We start from the raw sequence: 17,744 nt of genomic DNA on the forward strand, positions 1-17,744 counted from the left end.
AATGGGGTATAATTCGATGTAAGCATCTTAGTAAAAAGTACCAAAACACATGAGGTGAGAAATTATGCTTAGCTCGTCCACCCTTTTCCCAATGGCTGTCGATGGCCCCGGCCGTTGGTTTATGAATTCCATCGCATTTTGGACATTCGTCCTCTTAGGCTTCATGGCGATTGGCGGCTACTTCATGTTCCGCAAGTTTATGAAAGTACTTCCGATGAATGACGGGAAATCGAAGCTCGATTGGCAAAATTACTGGGTTGAGCAAAGCCGAAGCCTATGGACTGATGACTCCAAAGCATTTCTCGAAAAGCTTGTTGAGCCAGTTCCAACCCCCTTCCGTGATATTGCACGTCATTCGATCGCAGCCAAGATCGGGCAGGTAGCCTGTGAGAGCGGTGCGGCAGAAGTAACGCAAGATCATTGCATTCAAGGCTACATCATGGCCACACCCAAGCGAGACTATCGAAGCCTCGTTAAATTTCTCGACAATAATGGAATCGATTATACGCCATATAAGCATTTGCTTAACAAATAATCCAAGCCCTTTTCCCAACAGCAGAAATGAATGCGCCTACACAAAAATCATAATCAAGTACAATCACATCTTAGTTCTATCCATTCCATTAACGTGTTAGGAGGGATAAGACGTGAAAGTGATGATTTGCGGCGGGACAGGATTAATCGGCAGAGCTCTGGTTGACTTCTGGCTTCAAGAAGGACATGAGCTCATTGTTGTTACCCGCTCTCCAGCGAAGTTACATGCCTATAAGGGACAAAGTTCCATTCAAGCTATTAGCTGGTCAGAGCTTGCCCATTGCCCTGAGCATTGCCATAACGTGGACGCCGTTGTAAATCTGGCGGGCGAGACGATTAATCAGCGATGGACGAATATCGCAAGGAATCGCATCCTCTCGTCACGGATCGTTCCTGCAAGAAGAATTGCGGTATGGGCGGGCAAGCTGTCCCGCAAGCTGCCCATCTATATTAGCGCCTCAGGCATCTCTATTTATGGGCCTTCCGAGACAGGGACATTCGATGAGATGGGCAATGCGGGTGGAGATGACTTCTTGACCGATATCATCTACCAATGGGAGGATGCTGCAGATCATGTTCCAGCCGCGCGCTGCGTCAAGTTGCGGATTGCGCCAGTGCTCGCCAATGAAGGTGGGGCATATCCAATGATGAAGCTGCCGTATTTACTGGGCATTGGAGGACGAATAGGCTCTGGGAAGCAGCCTTTATCTTGGATACATATTGCGGACATGGTTCGGCTTATTGATTTTGTCCTGCAAGACTCGATTGAGGGAGTTGTCAACGCCTCTTCCCCCGAATCCGTAACGAACGACGACTTCGGCAGAACGCTTGCGCGAGTATATCATCGTCGCCATTGGATGCCCGTTCCTGCTATAGCCTTCAAATTTCTATTCGGGGAAATGTCCTCACTATTGCTGGAAGGGCAGCGTGTCTATCCCGCTAAAGCTCTGGAGCATGGCTTCACCTTCCATTATGGAACGCTGGAGAAGGCGCTAACCGAGCTGCGTAATTCGGGGAGAAATCGCACTACATCCCGATGATCAGAAAGCATCTGATTATCATTTCGAATGGGAGTGCGACTGTACTTACATGAAACGCAATGTTGTAGATGTAAATCTTAGATTTAACTGATGTATATATTAGAATCCTTCACATGATTGACCTTAGTTACTCAGTAAGAACGGCATGACATAACAAAGAGGGTCAGACACACTATCTGACCCTTCTAACCAGCTCGGAAGATATACTGCGAACGAGCAACTGCGAGCTTATCCCCATCCTTCAACGGGTACAGCTTGTAGGGAATCAACAGTTCACCCTGCAGCTCCGTTCCATTTCTCGATCCCAAATCCCGAAGCTCTAAGTTGCCCTCTGACGTGCGAATCAATTCACAATGGTGCTTGGATACCCCCATGCTATCATTTCGATGACTCACCCCTTGCTCAGCACGCCCTATTATGAATGGAAATCCACGGAGTGGATGAGTTCCCACCACAGTTATTCCCGCTTCATCGAGCTGCTGCAGATATGGTTCCTGCTGCGAACCTTCCCCTTGCTCTTCCATTTCTCCAAGGATTACCGTTGCATCAGTGCTCGAAGGGTTTAGCATTACCGTATGTTCGGTTAAAGCAGCATAATAGCGATCAGCCTTTGACATAATCGGAGCTTGACTCGTCCCATCTACCGACCGTGATCGCAGCTTATTGTCGAAGGATTGTGGCCCCAATTGAGAAGCACTAGCCAGCATGCCAACTCTCTGTTGCTGCCCTATTCCCGCGATATCGGAACTTGAGACTGTTGCTTGAGGGGCTATTTGCCCATTCATATAACCTCCTGATGACTCCCTAGTCCATGTCGGGGAAGAGGGAACGAATTCCTTATGCTGCTGGCCCCCTTTTGCATGACTGCTGTGTGCATCCCTCGCATCTGCAGGATGAGGGAGATGTGACAACTCCATAGACAAAAAGTCGGGAAGCCTATTCGGATTATTCCACCCATGGCTGGAGCTTGGTTGGAAATCCTGTTCATCAGCACTAACTCGGCTGTCCTTCTTCCGAGAGAATCGTTTGCTCCACCACATGCTGGGAATCCCTGTTAAATACATCGCTCCCAGTGCTATGACAGCAATGTTCCAAATGACAGTGTAAGTGAATACCTCCGATGTAGGTTGAGACATATATCCGAACTTCCAGCCTAATCCGGCTGCTGCAATTACGACAACCGAGGTTACCAAGGTATACTTCTTGGGTATCGGTGTTATTGCTTCGTTAGCCGTATCTGTGCCCGAATGGGTGCTATGCTCTCGATCATATCCACCCATGGCAGGATTCGAAATTGATGCAGCAGATGTAACAGGTATTTGCTCTTGCCCATCTGCAAAAGGCTTCGCCGTCGAATTCCAACTGTTCTTCCCCTGCTCATTGTGCAAGCCAGCTTGTCCATAAGCAACCTGCTGCTTAGGTTCACGCTCATCCCTTTCACCGCTCCCCGGGAAAAACTGCCCTCGTCCAGATTGATTTCGGTTCGCAGAAGCGCCGCTTGCCGTGCCCACAATTAAGGATTGCAGCAAGCCTCGTACATCTGCCAGGGTCGTCCCTTCCTGTGACAACAACTGAACAAGACGCTGAAAGCCATCCCCATCCCAATGGCTCACATGGGAGGAGAGCAGAATGCCTAATCGCTTCAATCCCTCTAACCCCGCTTGCGGGTGCAAAGGCTCTTCTGTTGGGATGTACGCTGTATAAAGGCCGCTATTCCAGGAGTGCCCATCTACATAAATAAAACGCTCATGTAGCAGAATCTGATTCGGATGCAGCATATATGCACGGCATCCTTCCAACACATTGACCAGTTGGATCATCCATTCAAAATATTGAATTGCAGTAATCTGTAATGAACGCAGAACCTGCTCCAGCATTTTTTTACCACTAATATCGTATAAAAACGTGACCTCAAAATCGATTTCCCTAATTTCTATTGGAAGCAAATGAGGAACTTCGTTAAATCGCAGCATATTCACTTGATAGGTATCCAAGTCATTGGAATGAACCGCTGGTTCTCTCGTAAGGAGCATCCTCATCTTACCCTCGTGGATGAAATCCGACCGGTAACCATACATCGCTCCTCATCACCCCCTATATGCATATTTGAGTCCAATAAACGGTTGCCGCTGCAGGCAGTACTGCCCACATAAATGGAAAGGTCGCTTGGTTCAAGGTTAGCTGTTTCAAGGGTGTTACGGAGCGAAGCCAAAAAAATTGAATGATTGCGATCCCGATGCGCCTCCACCTTCCCCCATGCCCGAACAGCATAATCCCTGCTGCAATCAGTCCCCCATAGATAATGGCATAGATAAACGTCTCCCATGCAAAATTAGCTCCCATGCTGGCGCCAATCGCTGCAAACAACTTCACATCCCCTGCCCCGACCGCACGCAGCAAGAATAGAACAAGCATGATCCCAAACCCACAGCCCGCTCCGAATAGACTGAACAGCAATCCGTCCCATCCACTTACAGCGCAATATCCAGTTAGAGCAGCAAGTACTATTGAGACCGTTAAATAATTTGGTATTTTACGAGTACGCAAATCCGTGGTGAACGCAGCCACTAGCAATATCCCACATAGCCAACTCGACCACATCATTTGGCAGCCCCCTTCTCCCATGTGGTATGACTCCAGATCACTTTACGATAAATTGCCTTTCCGCACTTCTTCCGTCTCCCGTATTCATAACTAATCTCCACGTACCTGAGGTTGTATTGCCTGAGACATGCCATAGCCAGCTTATATTCCCATCGGCATCCGCTTCTGCCCAACCGATGTGCCTCGCTTGGCTCTTGCCGCTTTTATAGAAGATTACGAGTTCGACTTTTTCATGCGGCTTAGCCTTCGCTGTTAACTTGGCCTTGCGGCCTGGCAATAGCGGTTCCGGTTCCAAACTAACAAAAGCGGGTGGCGCACCTTTCTCTTCCGTGCCTTTATTGGCTGAGCCGGGCTGCGGACCATCCCCAATCCAAACTCTCTCAGATGCTCTTGCAGCGATCCTGATCGTCTTATATAAGAACGGCACACGCATCGGCAGATCATATTCCACTTCAATTGCGATATATGGGTCTTCCTTCTCCACAATATCCGGCAGCTTCACATGTGTGATCCGGATCCGATCTTCTCTAAGTGTCCCTTGAATCCCGTAACGGACGAACAAAGGCTTTATCAAGACTTCTCCGACTCGCGCTTGGCCCCATTCCCCCGCCGCTTCCGCTCGCTTCTCCGCCCAGTCCACCACATGTTCGGATGCCCATTGATTCAATGGAGGTGGCAAAGTATTGCTGAAGCGCTCGGCGAAATGACGTGCTGTCATTTTCAGAGCGATTGCCGGCGGCTTGCGGAGCCAAGGACTGTTGTTGTCCCCTGCTTCCGCTCCAACCTTCTTCGTCATCAGTTCGATGGGATACATATGAGCGGCAATCTGCTTCACCGTATTCGTCGCAGCAGATTGCAAGGATGTCGTAATGACAGAAGCGTAAATCATATATACAAAAAACAAAAACAAAAGCAGCACCATAGGCAGCATTAGCGCAGCTTCGACTGTGATGCTGGCTCTACCGTCCCCCATATAGCGACGGAGCCAATTGCCGCATCGTATGAACCAGCCCCTTGCCCGAGCTAGTAACTTGCCACTAGTAGGAGAACACGGATGTCTTTGTTGCATAGTATCTTCCATTCTCGACTTCACCGCCCAATATGCCGGTTTGTCCAATCCACTTCATAACCCCGGGTAGGAACCACAACGGTGTGCTTATTCGCAGCTCCGTCTCGCCATAGGTACCTCTTGTCGTGGGGTCGATACCTGTATTTTGATGAATGAGTGCGAGCATTCGCTTCAACATTCCTTCCCGACTGCCATGGACGAGCATAAATAATCGCAAGTGATCCGAGTAAGACAATGTGACGGAAGGCAAGTATTTCGAAATTGGCACTTTGTCTTGCGTAGCAAGAAGAACCAAATCCTGAACTGCCTGTTCAATCCCATAAATAATAGCTGCTACTAATATAAGCAGCGGATGTCTCAAGTTCGCACATTCGATAAAGCCCTCCATCGTACGAATGGCAAGCCGCATAGCAAAGATCTCCCCCAACGCTGCAGCCACATTGCCTGCTGGATTATGAAGACCATACAATAGGTACTCCACTTCTTGATTATGTATGGATAAGGACTTTATCAGTTCTTCCGCAGACTGCTCTGAAGTAAGTATCGATTTCAATTTCGTAGGGTCATAGGTGTTGAAATAGAGAAACGCATACTCATCACGGTATAAACGATCTCTTAACATGCTAAATCCGTTAGCAATGCTATCATAGATAGAGGTAACAGCGTCCATAGACTCCTTCCCCTCTTCTACCGCATCGTCACGTTCTTGGTCAACTGCCGACTCCTCACTGGATTCATGTTCATTAAATGCAGCAATTGCATTAGCCTTCTCTTTCACTTCTTGAAACAGCTGTTCATGCTCCTTCAATTGATCATTCAGCTTCTTCAATGAGGACAATAAGTCTGTCGCTTTCCCGAGCTTTCTATTCGCTTCCTTCTCTTTCTGCTTGCGTTCCTTCTCTGTAGATCGGCCCTGTTCAAATCGCTGTTCTCTAGCATCTATCACATTCGAGCTGCCAATATAATCTTTTGCATATTGCTCCCACTGCCTCCACAGACTGAGGATCGAAGTTTTCAAGTTATAAGCGGATATGCTTCTCCCGACGATTTGACTGACCATCGATTGAACACGGTTTGCTGCATCATTTACTTGTTCCATACCCCGATGCTGTTCTTCCATTTCCTGCTTCCATTCGGTAAGGAAGTCGTCTGGCAGCACTAGGTCATCAGCAGCTTCATTAATACGCTTAATCGAATCTGACATCTGGTCCGATTCATCCATTGTCCCTTCACTCTGCTCGCTAGATTGTCCAACTCGGTCATAACCGTTATAGTTCGAGCTTGCGCGTACCTCTTGAATGACACGCTTCATGTCCTCATTATATTGACGGGCTTTCTCTACATGCGACAAAGCTGTGTTCAATCCGATGCGATGTTGATCCAGCAAACTAGATGTTGTAGATGTCAGCCTACGCGATATATCCCATGAATCGGATTCATAGTCATCCGTTTCATTCTCATACTGCTTGTCCTCATCCTTACCGCGATTCGAATCCAGACGAATCTTATGTACATAGTCTGCATATTGAGCTCCCACATCCGCTGCACTTCCAATTGAACCAAGCGAGCTGTCGCGCATAATATCACTTTCTCCCGTTGCAATCCGACTAGAAAGATCAGAACGCGCCGCATAATTGCGAAGCGACTTCTGGAGCTTGAAGGCAGAGGCTATTTCCTTATCGCGCCTATCAACTAGCTTCTGCAGCTTGGATAACAGTTCTGTCGTCTGCGCTGCCTCCTTCATCACTTTGGACATCGGCTTCAACTTGCTGGACAAATCGAAGGCAAATTGAACAGGGGCTTTATACTTCACCTCCTCTAAGATTTGCCGCTCGAGTTCGTCATATCGACCAAGTTCCCTAGTGATCGAGGTAGTATGACTATCAAGCAGCACACGCACCCAGGGAAAGACCCCCGTCGCCTTAAGCTCAGCCTGATCCCGCATCACTTCATCCATTATGAAAGCAGGATCGCTCTTCCCATAAGCAAACAATTGATACCGCTGCTGCAGTGCCGGTTCATAGGCGGACATGACGGAGCGAATTCCAGTCTGAGCGAGTACCTCTGCCCTCCATTCAGCAGCAGCAATTCGTGCGTAGTCAATCAGTACACTTGTAAATAAAAAGATTGCAGCTACTATGAAAATGAGCAGGACGGACACGGAACCTCGAATTTCTTTCCACAAATTCCGCCGTATTCGGGCATTACTCTCGTCCCCCATCATTTCCAGCACCTCCGCATGTATGAGACATCGCTACATCATTGGCTTTGCTATTTCGCCGCACGCTTGATTGTATCTGCAGCTTGTTCATTCGATATCCCCTTCTTATTCCATTGAGCCAGCTTCGTTGACATGTACCTCGCAAATTCTACGGAACGAATAAATTCTACAGGCTCTACGACTGCAGCAGATGCTCCTCCTTCTCCAGATACACGACGTCTAGTTAAACGTTCGAATGCCGTTTGATACAATGGCCGTTCGAGTGAGACGGTCACCTTCCGCTCAATTGCAATATTGTCGAATTTCATCTCTCCATGGAATACCGGAGGCAGCAGTCTTCCTGCCCGTATCAGCTTCTTCTCCGGCAAAGACGCGGAGGCACTACTGACCGGCAGTGATACTTCGTTGGTCACACTGCCGGTAACAACACCAAGCAAACGATCCAGCATATAATCATCCAGCATCCGCCAATACAGACCATCATGTTTTCCTACAGGGTAAGATCCCCTGGTTGCATCTTTATAGCTGTTGTCCCAGAACGCCGCCCCCCGTTCCGCCGCTAACGTAGCAGCATGTGATGACATAACATGCTGGAACATCAACATGGCGAAGAAGAGCATTGCTAAGCAGCAATAGAAAACAACCGGAAAGATTATACTCGCTTCAACGGTGTAGGCCCCATCTTCGGAGGCAAGCCGTTTCCACCATTTACGTAGCTTTTTATGCAGCTTGAAACCCTCCTCTATTACCTCCAATTATTACTTACAATTACTATTTAAAAATTTCATCCGTCTGTTTATCTACTTTCGTGAACAGCCTTGTCAGAAATCCTTTGATTTGCTCCCTAAAAGCAATCGCTAATACTACAATAACTGCAATGATAATGACCAGTTCTACCATGCCAAGCCCATCTTCTTCCGTCCATAACCGTTTCCAAAGTGAATTCATATCATGATCCTCCTTCAATTGAATTACATCATAAGTGAAATTGCTTATTCCTCACCCTTGCATCATTAACAATGCAGGAGCTCCTACGACAACTAGTACAACGAGGAACATGAGCATCATCGGAAACACCAGCTTGGTAGATACCTCTTCGCCTCGCTTGCGGGCCACCGCCTTGCGCTTGTCCCATAGCTGTCGACTCAAATCCGCCATCGCGAGCACAAATGTCTCTCCTCCACGCCGCTGATTAATCAGCACCGTCGTGACGAACATCGAAACTTCCTGCATCGTGCAGCGCTTCGCCAGCAGCTCCATGGCCTGAGCAAAAGAATAACCATTCTGTACATCTAACATCATTCGGAATAGCTCGATGTATAATGGGTGCTCGTTCTCCGACTTCTTCCGCTCAATGCAAGTTGTAAGAGCCTTGGGAACTGTCTCTCCCGCTTGTACGAGCAGATTCAGCTTATTAATCAATTCGGGGAGCTCCAGCTGAATATCCTGACGTCTGCGTTCCGCCTTACCGACAACCTCCTTCCCGCGTACTAGCGACAGAACGATACCGAGCAGCATCCCTCCAGCCATGTTGGCGAAACTTCCGTCCGTCACAGCAGGGAGAATACATCCAGCTACGACGCCCGCAAATACATACAATCCCATCTCCGCCAGAAGTGCGCGATACATCGTATGGGACAGGGCTGGACCGTGCATTTGCATAAGCGACTGCCTCAACTGAACCAGTGCAGGATGCGTATCAAGTGTTGGTTGTAATCGTTCCAGCCACATCAGAGGTGCTGGAAGCCATTTCGCTGTCTTTACTTCCGACTGGATCGAGGCAAGTAATTCCGCATAGCGGGCCTTTCCTACTTGATTCATCACAGCATAAATCCCTATTACAAGCAGGCATGCCAATCCCCACATCCATGAGGGCAGCATTTACCAACCTCCTCCCTGCTATAATGCATAAACGATATTACTACACTCTAATATCCATTAATTTGCGAATTAGCAAGATCCCAATGGACAACACAATCAATGCAGCTGTTGCAATCACTCTGCCGACTCCTTCATATAACGGCGTCATAAAATCAGGCGAGGTCATATTGAGAAAAGCTAGAAACAAAAATGGAGCAGCCATCATCGCTTTCATCTCCAGCTTCTTCTGTGCGACTAATACTTCTATCTCCTGCATAATATCCATCTTCTCTCCAATAACGGAGGAAGTTCTGCGCACCACTTCAATGAAATCCCCGCCTGTCCGCTTGCAAGTAACAAATACATCTGCAAAATTCGCGATATCGTCCTGCTGGGCCCGCTCACTGAAGTCCATCATGGCTCGTTCCACTGGCTCGCCATTCTCCATTCGCAACGACAAAATACGAAGCTCCCGAATCATATCCACATCAGTTCCGGGATAGAGCAGCCTCAAATCCTGTGCAGCCTCACGGAAAGCATTCTCCATTGATCGCCCTGCACCTAGTGCAGAAGACAAAGAATACAAGGTCTGCTTGAACTGCTGAGTCAATTGTGACCGCTTTCGTTCCAGCAGTGTCCGCTGCCGAATCTGGGTAAATCGAACCCCAATGACTGACAGCAGGATCATCCCTATCCAATGCTGGTAGAATAGATATCCGATTCCTGCCATTACAGAACATCCAACAAAGATCGCCAATAGCTGCTCCTTGCGGTCCAAATGATATACATCGTAGCGAGGCAGTCCAGCATCAGTCTTGATCTTCGATCCCTTCATCGTCCGCGCCCCCTTCTGCTTGAGGCAGAGTCAGCCCCGCCATTCGCAGCTTGTCCACATGCTGCAACGTATCGCGCTTAACAAGGCCTCCTAGAATTTTGCCGCCTTCCTGCCCGTGTTCCACGAATTGATACAGGCTCGACAGCTTCACTTCACCTTCTGCAAATCCAATTACTTCTGCAATCTCCTGCACTTTACGGGATCCATCTCGCATCCTTGCCAAATGAACAATGACATCAATTGCGGAGGCAATCTGCTGTCTAACGACGACAACCGGCAGCGAAGCCCCACTCAATACCATCGTTTCCAAGCGACTCACCATATCTTTGGGCCCATTGGAATGACCCGTAGATAAAGAACCATCATGACCCGTATTCATTGCCTGAAGCATATCCAAAGCCTCAGCACCACGCACTTCTCCCACTATAATGCGGTTTGGCCGCATCCGAAGCGAAGCTCGAATAAGGTCACGCATGGCTATGGCTCCCTTTCCTTCCGAATTCGCATTGCGCGTTTCCAATGACACCAGATTCGGCACTGAATGAATTTGCAGCTCTGCTGCATCCTCAATTGTAATCACCCGTTCATCAGATGGAATGAACTGAGACAAAGCGTTCAAGAACGTCGTCTTCCCCGATCCAGTTCCACCACTGATGAACAAATTGTACTTCGCCCTTACCAGCGTCTGCAGAATTTGTGCCGCCTCTTCACTCATCGCGCCGTATCGTATGAGATCCTCCATATGAAGCGGCTTAGAAGGAAACTTCCGAATCGTTACCGTGGGTCCCTTAAGCGCAATTGGGGGCAGAACAACATGAACCCTTGATCCATCTCGCAATCTCGCATCGACGATTGGTGAAGACTCATTCACCGTACGATTTACTTGAGAGACGATCGCCTGAATAATGTCCTCCAGCTTCTCCTCGCTTTCGAAGGTATGATTTAATTTCTCCATATGTCCTTGACGTTCAACGAACAATTCCCGATGACTGTTCACCATAATCTCCGTAATTTCGGGATCATCAACGAGCGGCTGAAGCGCATCAAGACCACGGAAAGAATAAAAAACTCTTCTTACTACCATTCGAAGATCTGCCGAGGTCAATTTCATCGCCTTCGAAAACGCAAACAACGCTTGTTCGATCCTCTCTGTTAATGCTTCATCAGATAACGGTTCCCCCCATTCCATACTCTCGCGCACCTGCTGCCGAATTGTAAGATACAATTCATCAAGCGACATCAGATTAGACTCTGTCCCAGAAGGCTTCAGCTGGAACTGGTACCCCTCGTCCCCATGTACCATCGACTCACCCCTTACCGCGCTCCGCTGAATAATCCCAACTCTGAACCTGCCCATTCCTCCAAGGTTGAGCGGAATACACTCGATTGAAGCCATTGATCAAATCGATAAATTTGCTTCCAAGCCGGTATGTAAGGCAGATATCCTGAGATCGGAGCATCACGCTGCTGCCATGAATTGAGCATCGTCCCCATATAACGATTCACACCCATCCGAATAAGCTTGCTTCGATGCCGCACAACAGACTCTTCCGCAAGCGCCCACTGCTGCAGCAACAGCTTCGTCTTCTGTATATAGGCCATATCATCTAGGAGCAGCCACATTACCTGATCTGCCACATCCCATACCGCTTCGAATGGAGAGTGAAAATGCGCGCCCTCCACAATAATCAAGTCGTACTGCCCGCTGCTCCGAAGCGTATTCAACAATAATCGCAGCATACTGGCATCCATCCACTTCCATTCCTCTGCTAACTGCTTCGGATGGAGCATTCGCGCTCCTATTGCAGGAACACTCAGCATATATGGATCTAAGGACAGCAGCTCACTCCCCGGCCCTCCCTGAGCCTTCTTCAAGTAGTAAAATAATTGTGCTAAGTTGCTCTGATTTTCGTTCTGTTCGATCGCTTCTTGTAGCAGCAAACTGTATTCTTGGATCGGATCTACATTCAGAAGGAAGGGTCGAAGACCTGATTGAGCAGCCGCAGCAGATAAATGAAATGCCGTTGTTGACTTCCCTGCTCCACCTGAGGTTGAAGTAATGCCAACGATACGGCACGCTGTGTTGCTCCGCTTGTCCCCTTCGGAGGCATTTTCCGATTCACAATATTCAATGATGGATTGGAACAGTTGCGGAATGGGCTGATATGGATTCTCTATCCTACAAGGGAAGTCGGCCCCTGTCAGTTGTTCAGACTTCTCTGCGGATAATGCGATCACGATTATTCCTCTCACATCGGATGAAGAGAGTGTCCCAAGCAGCTCAGGTGCCGCGACTAGAACATGTATGCCTGGCTTCAAACGCAAATAGTGACCAAGCGTATCCGCCTGAGTAAATACACGAAGGTGAAGCTTCTCAGCATAGGTCGATTGCTTCCAATAATCCGTGTATCCGTCTAAAATGCGCTTCTGCGGATGTGCCACTACAATATCCCATCTGTTAATCCCACTCCCCCCTTTCAACTTCACGGATTAGAACGCCCCGCAATTCAATATGGACATAAAAAAACACCGCCATTAAACGGGCATCAATATTGATGCTTCGTTTCATGACGGTGCTTCCGTACATTATTGTGTGAAGTTATTTCAACAGTATCATAATACCATCCAATTTTCAACATATTTTTCCTAATTAAATCGTTACAACCAATCTCCGGTCATTGTCAAATATGTCGATACAAGTCTAGCCTCTCCATTCTAGACATAAGTCTAGGACGTGAACAGACCGAAGTCCGTTACCAAATGTTCCTTAATCAGGTAACATGAAGCATGTCTTGTTTACATAGTTCCCACTTGTAATTACACTACGATTTGAAAGGAAGACGAACAATGAGATACACCAAATTTGCATGTATTCTCTTATCCACAGCAAGTATAAGTTTGGCAGGGTGTGCTTCGGATCATGCAACCACAGGAGCATCGAATACAAGCGTCACAGAAGTATCTTCTTCAGCTATATCTGAAAAAGGTTCAACTGCATTGAGCAAAATATCAACTAGCAATCCAAAGAAAAAACAATTTGATGTTAACCAAATACATACGATCCGTATTCTAAGTACAGCTGCCCACATTACCGTTATCGGAGATCATCAATTAAGTCAAGCACAATATGAGCTAATAGATGGAACATCCAGGTCAATGGAGACAGATGTGAGCGGCACAATAAACGATAATACGCTGACGATTAAATTGCATTCTAAACAAAAAAGTTTCATAAATACAGATTCTCCGCCATCACTAATTGTCCGAGTTCCAGTCAAGGATTACGACACTTTAGAGATTAACAATGATTTTGGAAAACTCTCACTTGAATCCGAGTCTGGGCTGTATCCTAGCCATCTAGTTGTCAACGGCAGTGCGAGCGATATTTCATCCTCCAATGTAATGGGAATGGAGAGCACTAAGCTTCATACTGAGTTTGGCAAGATAACATTTGATTTGCCGGAGAAGCTGGAGTCACTGGCTGTAGAGCTGTCCACTAATATGGGAAGTATCACTAATAATGTCGAGTTGGACGGGGCAAGTACATCCAATATGATCGTATCGAAGAAAGTTAAAGGCCATATTGGGGCAGCCAATACGAAGAGCCCATCTTTATTGATTTCTACTCAGGTAGGCGAAATCGAATTAAATCGTTAAATCAGAAAATCAAGAAAAATAGCTGCTGCCATTCTACTATATAGATGGTTTAAAGTCGCCGATCATACAGGAGCCCGTATCTCTCGTTGGAGATACGGGCTTTCTCTATCGGTACTAATATTTGAATTGAGATAAGGTTTCCTTCAGATTCGAGGATACATCTTCAAGCTGCTGAGACAGCTCGACTAAGCGGTTCGATACATTCAACTGTTCCGTGCTTAACGATGCAACCTCTTCGGAAGTAGCAGATGCCTCTTCCGCAACCGCACTTACATTGCTCATCGCTTCTACCAGAATGGACTGTGCCTCATTTAGACGCCCAATGGAGCCTGTCACATTTCCAAGCTGCTGAATCATGCCATCCATCTGCTGCTGTACCGTTGAGAAGATGACATCTGTCTCCTGCACAGCTTCCGCTTGTTTCTGGAAGAGAGGGAATGCTTCTGACAACGCTGTTACGGTCTCCGTAATCTCTAGCTGAATCTTCTCAGTAATTTGCCCCACAATATCGATGGACTGTCTTGATTGATCAGCAAGGTTCCGAATTTCATCTGCAACGACCATGAAGCCCTTGCCTGCAGTTCCTGCACGCGCAGCCTCAATGGTTGCATTGAGGGACAGAATATTCGTTTGCTTCGTCATGTTATGAAGGACATCCAAAATTTTGCGAATCGATTGTGTACTGTCACTCAGTGTATTGACCTTCGTCGCAAGCGAGCGCATCATATCACCGGTGGAAGTCGTGCGACTCATTAAGGAAGTCATGTTCGATGCACCAAGTGTGCTCGATTCGGCAACCGCCTGAACCGAATGATCCATTTGTCCGTTGGCATCTATGACCTTCGACATTTGCGAAGCCATGCTGTGCGTGAGATCGTGACCTCGCTCAGCCTCTACCGCCAGGGAAGTGGCTCCCTTCGCAATTTCCTCTGTGGCAATCGCAATTTCCTTCGCAGAAATTGCAGTACTGCGTGAAGCTTCAGACAAGTAAGAAGCTGTATCTAAGACGGCACGAGCGCTTGCATCTGTGCTCTTCACAAGATTCGTAATCTGTTCCATCATCGTATTGAATCCATTCGCAAGCTGGCCAATCTCATCCTTAGACTTAGGAACTGCACGTACTGCCAGATTGCCCTGTGCACCCTCATTCATGAGATTCCGCAGCTTCACGAGTGGAGTCGCTACCCATTGAATCACCAACCAGCCGATTACGACTGCGATGACAGCAGCAGCCAGCATAGAGATGAATGTAAGTGTCAAGATGGACTTGGCTTCCTTCACCAGTTCAGCTACAGGAACTGCTCCAACTAGCAGCCATCGGCTCGATGGCATCTGATCATAGACCAGGAGCATCTCGCCATCGGAATCAGAGCTTATCTTCCCGCTTCCGCTAATCGCACTAGTATTGCCCTCCTCAACTTCCGGCAGAAGCCACTTCGGAGCTTCTTTGGTCAACTTCCCATCTTCCTCGGTATAAATAAAATGACCCGCACGATTCACCACTTGAACGGTAGATCCCTCACCTAGATTAATCCCATCGAGCGACTTCTGGAAAGTAGCCAGTCTAATTTCCATTAGAACGATGTATTCAGCCATCCCAGAATTCAAATCACGCATTGGTCTTGCAATACCGAATGTAGGCTCCGGCGCCTTATCAACACCTTTCGGCATTGTATCTACCCAAATGGATTGTCCATTGCTCTTCGTTGCTTCTTCAAACCATGGTTGCTTGCGCAAATCGTCCAGCTTACTCCGAATGCCAAGTGCAGCCATCGTATTGCGCTTGGGATCAATTGGGATCAAATAAATGTTCTCAATTAATGGATTGCCAACACTGTAGGTTTGAAGCGTTTTCGTAATCGCTTCCGTAGATTGAATCTTTTCATAAGCGCTAAGCTGATTGTCCTTCAAGGTTTTGAGCGAAGCAGTCAGGTTTGGATCGAACATAATCTGCATCGTCATATTGTTGAACTGGGTCAGCTGAAGATCAATTTTTTGCGCTGCTTGGATCATAGTCTGATAATTGGACTTGGATGCTTGATCTTCAATTGCATTCTTGGAGAATAGATACGAAATCATGCCAACACTAAAAACGAACACAATAATGCTGATTACAAATACAAGAAATAACTTCGTTCCCACGGAACGAGATGGATTCTGAAATACGGATGAAACGAGTGATTTCCAATCCACTTTCCGTGATGTCGTCCCCTGTACTCTCTTAAGCCCCTTGAACAACCGATTCATCTCCTTATCGCTATAGGTACCTGTGCTGCTATTTAGAAAGCTCGTCCCCTTACGTGCGGCATCGTACCCGCTGCATAAAACACACCTAAGGGGAGAACTTAGCATCCAAATTCACAAACGCTGCTTCCTTCTCGTCTCTACTACAGTTCTAGATCAAAGCACTTCACTACATCCAATTTCGCCACCTGTACCTCACGGAAAAACTGGAAATCTGGATGCTCTTCCATCAACTTAGCGCGTGCATCTTCCTTCAACTGTTCTTCAGTCATTGGTTCTTCTGACCCAATTACTAATTGATCGAGACGTTCTTTCTCACGGTGATCAAAATCAACTGCTTCTGTCGTTACATCCACAATATGAACATAACGGTACGGACTGTAGCCAACATGCTTAAACTCTTCATTCAATTTCTCATACTTCATCTATTTGCCTTCACCTTTCTTCTCTTAACCTCGCTGTACTTTTACGCACTACTACTAATATCGGTTAATTAGTCCTATTTCACAATAGTATTATGAAACATTTTCCTCATTTTTTTATTATTCAAACTGTATGCTCTGCAGCAAAGCCTCTAGAAAGAACAAAACGCACCCGCTCGCAAGCAGATGCGTAAATGGCGCAAAGTGTCCCGCCCTACCTGGAGTTGGGGGGCAGATGGACGGGCACATTGCATGACGTATACGCCAATGCATAGACGCCATACCTGAATCTATTGTGCAGCATTGCTCATACCAATAAAAGGAGATAGATCACATCAATCACTTCTTTTTTCGTCCCCTACGACATAACTTTTTGCTACTTATCTGCTAAAAATTTCACAACCGCCTCACAGACTTTCTTCGAATGCTCAGACAACGAAAATACATGATCAGAACCATCAATCCACGTAATGTTAGCACGCCCATCCATCGCAGCTGCCAATCGATAAGAAATATAAGGGGGAACAGCGCCGTCAGCCGTCCCATGAACGAACAACGTTGGACAGTGGATACGAGATGCAGCAGCATACATATCATGCTGTGCCGTATCATCCAGCAATCCTTGGCCTACGATGAAGCCATTCATGTCCATACGCCCTTCTTCCAACAGCTGCTTGAATCGTGAACCGGCCGCCTCTCTAGCTACAATATCAAAGATATTGGCAGCAGGGCAAAGCCCCACTAAGCGATGCACCTCTTCTCCCAGCTGTGAAGCTGCCAGAAGCGATACCGCTCCCCCCATACTGAAGCCCAGTAAGCTGACACGATTCGAATCAATGCCTTCCATACAACGCACGGCTTGAAATACAGTTAATGCATCCGCCAGCTCAGTTGACAGCGTCATTTCTTCAAACGTTCCATCACTCTCACCGCTGCCTGCGAAGTCAAAGCGAATCGCGGCGACACCAGCCTGTGCCAACTGTTCACTAAGCCGTCGAAAGAAGCCTCTGCCCTCCAGCATATGCCCTGTAAATCCATGACTCATTACAACTGCTGCTACAGGTTGTTCCGTAACAGGCAGAGTAATCAAGCCACGCAACGTCTTATCATCCCGCTTCCATTCCATCGCAATTTTGCGAATTCGGTATGTGTGCTTCTCCAATCCTAGCATACGATTCCACTTCCCCCTTGAAAGTCATTGTATCGTACTAACTCATCATGGTGTGTTCATCATGGTGCCTTCCCCTGCATGAATACA

At 47.3% G+C, this 17,744-nt stretch carries 16 protein-coding genes; 3 read left to right on the forward strand and 13 right to left on the reverse strand.

What is annotated here, in order from left to right; genetic code table 11:
- The first annotated feature begins 64 nt into the window (after positions 1-64).
- A complete protein-coding gene (locus tag BLS15_RS02070) occupies positions 65-535 on the forward strand; it encodes a DUF2621 domain-containing protein (RefSeq protein WP_021256378.1) in 471 nt (156 codons plus the stop codon).
- A gap of 112 nt (positions 536-647) precedes the next feature.
- Entirely contained in the window at positions 648-1,574 is a 927-nt protein-coding gene (locus BLS15_RS02075; RefSeq protein WP_090509646.1) for a TIGR01777 family oxidoreductase, read from the forward strand.
- A 185-nt stretch (positions 1,575-1,759) separates the two neighbouring features.
- Here the strand turns inward: BLS15_RS02075 and BLS15_RS02080 are convergent, their stop codons facing one another.
- The 10 genes from BLS15_RS02080 to BLS15_RS02125 all read right to left on the reverse strand — a co-directional run bounded on the left by BLS15_RS02080 (position 1,760) and on the right by BLS15_RS02125 (position 12,650).
- On the reverse strand, positions 1,760-3,652 hold the full coding sequence (locus BLS15_RS02080; RefSeq protein ID WP_090509649.1) for a DUF6382 domain-containing protein: 1,893 nt from the start codon (positions 3,650-3,652) through the stop codon (positions 1,760-1,762).
- A 16-nt stretch (positions 3,653-3,668) separates the two neighbouring features.
- On the reverse strand, positions 3,669-4,178 hold the full coding sequence (locus BLS15_RS02085; protein WP_028531693.1) for an A24 family peptidase: 510 nt from the start codon (positions 4,176-4,178) through the stop codon (positions 3,669-3,671).
- 37 nt (positions 4,179-4,215) lie between these two features.
- Positions 4,216-5,247 carry an AAA family ATPase gene (locus BLS15_RS02090; protein WP_235075193.1) on the reverse strand — a complete coding sequence of 344 codons (1,032 nt, stop codon included), beginning with the start codon at positions 5,245-5,247 and terminating at the stop codon, positions 4,216-4,218.
- Positions 5,216-7,471, reverse strand: a complete 2,256-nt coding sequence (locus tag BLS15_RS02095; RefSeq protein WP_254777266.1) for an acyl-CoA cholesterol acyltransferase — start codon at positions 7,469-7,471, stop codon at positions 5,216-5,218. Before BLS15_RS02095 ends, BLS15_RS02090 begins: the two co-directional genes overlap by 32 nt.
- Positions 7,472-7,518: 47 nt before the next feature.
- On the reverse strand, positions 7,519-8,052 hold the full coding sequence (locus BLS15_RS02100) for a pilus assembly protein (protein WP_235075195.1): 534 nt from the start codon (positions 8,050-8,052) through the stop codon (positions 7,519-7,521).
- A gap of 187 nt (positions 8,053-8,239) precedes the next feature.
- Positions 8,240-8,416 (reverse strand): Flp1 family type IVb pilin, encoded by a 177-nt coding sequence (locus tag BLS15_RS02105; protein WP_021256385.1) that lies wholly within the window; start codon positions 8,414-8,416, stop codon positions 8,240-8,242.
- 51 nt (positions 8,417-8,467) lie between these two features.
- Positions 8,468-9,349, reverse strand: a complete 882-nt coding sequence (locus tag BLS15_RS02110; RefSeq protein WP_090509654.1) for a type II secretion system F family protein — start codon at positions 9,347-9,349, stop codon at positions 8,468-8,470.
- Between the two features lie 40 nt (positions 9,350-9,389).
- Positions 9,390-10,163 carry a type II secretion system F family protein gene (locus tag BLS15_RS02115; RefSeq protein WP_021256387.1) on the reverse strand — a complete coding sequence of 258 codons (774 nt, stop codon included), beginning with the start codon at positions 10,161-10,163 and terminating at the stop codon, positions 9,390-9,392.
- Entirely contained in the window at positions 10,138-11,403 is a 1,266-nt protein-coding gene (locus BLS15_RS02120; RefSeq protein WP_065292425.1) for a TadA family conjugal transfer-associated ATPase, read from the reverse strand. Before BLS15_RS02120 ends, BLS15_RS02115 begins: the two co-directional genes overlap by 26 nt.
- A 74-nt stretch (positions 11,404-11,477) precedes the next feature.
- Positions 11,478-12,650 (reverse strand): nucleotide-binding protein, encoded by a 1,173-nt coding sequence (locus tag BLS15_RS02125; RefSeq protein ID WP_254777267.1) that lies wholly within the window; start codon positions 12,648-12,650, stop codon positions 11,478-11,480.
- Positions 12,651-13,010: 360 nt separating this feature from the next.
- Here BLS15_RS02125 and BLS15_RS02130 point away from each other — a divergent pair, with 360 nt between their 5' ends.
- Positions 13,011-13,820 carry a DUF4097 family beta strand repeat-containing protein gene (locus BLS15_RS02130; protein WP_036666793.1) on the forward strand — a complete coding sequence of 270 codons (810 nt, stop codon included), beginning with the start codon at positions 13,011-13,013 and terminating at the stop codon, positions 13,818-13,820.
- A gap of 114 nt (positions 13,821-13,934) precedes the next feature.
- Here BLS15_RS02130 and BLS15_RS02135 read toward each other — a convergent pair whose 3' ends face one another.
- The 3 genes from BLS15_RS02135 to BLS15_RS02145 form a co-directional block, all read right to left on the reverse strand.
- Entirely contained in the window at positions 13,935-16,058 is a 2,124-nt protein-coding gene (locus BLS15_RS02135; protein ID WP_021256391.1) for a methyl-accepting chemotaxis protein, read from the reverse strand.
- A gap of 149 nt (positions 16,059-16,207) precedes the next feature.
- On the reverse strand, positions 16,208-16,489 hold the full coding sequence (locus tag BLS15_RS02140; protein ID WP_021256392.1) for a hypothetical protein: 282 nt from the start codon (positions 16,487-16,489) through the stop codon (positions 16,208-16,210).
- Between the two features lie 373 nt (positions 16,490-16,862).
- Entirely contained in the window at positions 16,863-17,657 is a 795-nt protein-coding gene (locus BLS15_RS02145; RefSeq protein WP_021256393.1) for an alpha/beta hydrolase family protein, read from the reverse strand.
- Between the last annotated feature and the right edge of the window lie 87 nt (positions 17,658-17,744).

The sequence above is a fragment of the Paenibacillus sp. cl6col genome (genome assembly GCF_900102125.1).
In the GTDB taxonomy this organism is placed as follows: Bacteria; Bacillota; Bacilli; order Paenibacillales; family Paenibacillaceae; genus Paenibacillus_B; species Paenibacillus_B suaedae.